Origin of the sequence: Domibacillus robiginosus (genome assembly GCF_000966195.1) — a bacterium.
In the GTDB taxonomy this organism is placed as follows: Bacteria; Bacillota; Bacilli; order Bacillales; family Domibacillaceae; genus Domibacillus; species Domibacillus robiginosus.
In genome coordinates this window covers 1-1,719 of record NZ_LAHL01000104.1, presented here as the reverse complement: position 1 = coordinate 1,719, position 1,719 = coordinate 1, and the positions used below count along the sequence as shown (strand labels likewise).

The 1,719-nt window shown below is 42.3% G+C and carries 2 protein-coding genes; one reads left to right on the top strand and one right to left on the bottom strand.

Annotated features, from left to right (window positions below; translation table 11 throughout):
• Positions 1-141 (top strand): hypothetical protein (locus tag VP97_RS24640; RefSeq protein ID WP_172656840.1); only part of this gene is annotated, 141 nt, incomplete at its 5' end.
• A gap of 110 nt (positions 142-251) precedes the next feature.
• Here the strand turns inward: VP97_RS24640 and VP97_RS23020 are convergent.
• Positions 252-1,719 (bottom strand): methyl-accepting chemotaxis protein (locus VP97_RS23020; RefSeq protein ID WP_050184518.1); only part of this gene is annotated, 1,468 nt, incomplete at its 5' end.

Below are 1,719 nucleotides of genomic sequence, written 5' to 3'. Positions count from 1 at the left end.
CTCGTAGCAGCGGCAGAAGCGATCGCTGCTTCCACGAAACCAGGAGACCTTGTGCCACATCCGTTAGACCGGACGGTTCATGAACGGGTAGCCGCTGTAGTAGAGAAGGTTAGTTTAAATTCTGTAAAAGTACACAGTTAACTGTTTTATTTTAAATGAGCAAATCAAGAAGCCATCAATGGTTTATGGCGATAAAAAATAAGCTTTTCACACGAAAAATCCCTGCTGTGACAGCAGGGATTTTTATTATGTTATTTCATTTTAAAGGCTGTTAACGTATGCTGAAGTTCTCCGGCTAACTGCGATAAGGAAAAAGCAGAAGAGGAGATTTCTTCAGCTGTCGCCGTTTGTTCCTGTGTAAAAGAAGAGGTTTCCTGGCTTAAATGAACAGCTTTCCTCGCTGTGTCTTTCATGGAATCCATGGCCTGTACTATTTGGTGGCTGATCGTCTCGATTTGCCCAATCGAAGCTGTGACTTCGGCTGTTTTATCAGAAACATTCGAGATGGAAGCTTCAATGTGACCGAACGATGTGTTAACGTTGTCAGTATACATAAGTCCAGTCGACACTTTTTCCGTACTTGTATGAATCGATTGTTTTGCTTGTTCAATATCCTGCTGGATACTTCTAACCATGTGCGCAATTTGTGAAGAAGAGTTCTTTGAGTCAGTGGCCAGCTTTCGTACCTCTTCCGCCACAACGGCAAAGCCTTTTCCTTGTTGCCCAGCACGCGCTGCTTCAATTGCTGCATTTAGCGCCAATAAATTGGTTTGTTCTGCCAGCGCTGTAATCATGACAATAATATCACCAATTTTGGTTGAATGATCCCCAAGACGCTTCATTAGCTTGGCGGTCTCTTCTACAGAGTGATTAATCTCTTGCATTTGCTCAACCACCTGTGCTGTTTGTTGGTTTCCTTTTTTCGTGGCTTCAAAAGCTTCCTGAGACAAAGCGGTCATAACGCTGCTATTAGAATCAATGTGTTTAAGGGCAGAAGACATCTCCCGGATAGAAAAGCCGATTTGCTCCACTTGTTTCAGCTGTTCTTCTGAGCCGTCGGCCGATATCTGAGACAAGTGGCTTACCTGCTCAATAGAGACGACATTCTGTTCAAAGCTGGCTGTCAGTTCTTCTGATGAAGCAGAAACGTGGTGCGCGGCATCTTGAACCTGTTTTAATGTCTGCGTTAGATTTTCTGTAACTGTGTTGAAGGAGCTCACAAGAAGTCCGATTTCATCTTTATTTGTTATGTTCAGTTTAGGTCCTGTTAAATCTCCGGAAGCAACTTGCTGCAAGGCTTGAGAAACAAATTGAATAGGACGTGAAATAGACCGGATCATTAAGGAAGCGATCAAGATGCTCAAAAGAGCCGAAATGCCAATCAGCAAAAGGATCTGCATCGTTTTGGCTTTGTACATCTCGTCAACAAAGGCAGTGCTGTCTGCAGCATTTTGTTCATTTATCTCTACTAAATTAGAAATATACTGTCCAATCTCTTCCCGTTGTTTTTCAAACTGATCTCCTAACGTACTACCATCTTCAGCATTTGAATCGGGCGTAAGGTTTAAAAGCTGCTGCTCAGTACTTCTGTAATCTTCTATTGTAATAAGCAGACTGTCGAAGTTTTTCTTTTCTTCTGTAGTTGAAACAGATGCTTCATAATCGTTTAAAAGTGTCTCCATTTCGTTATAATTATTGCTCAGTTCCTCTTCCCAGCTT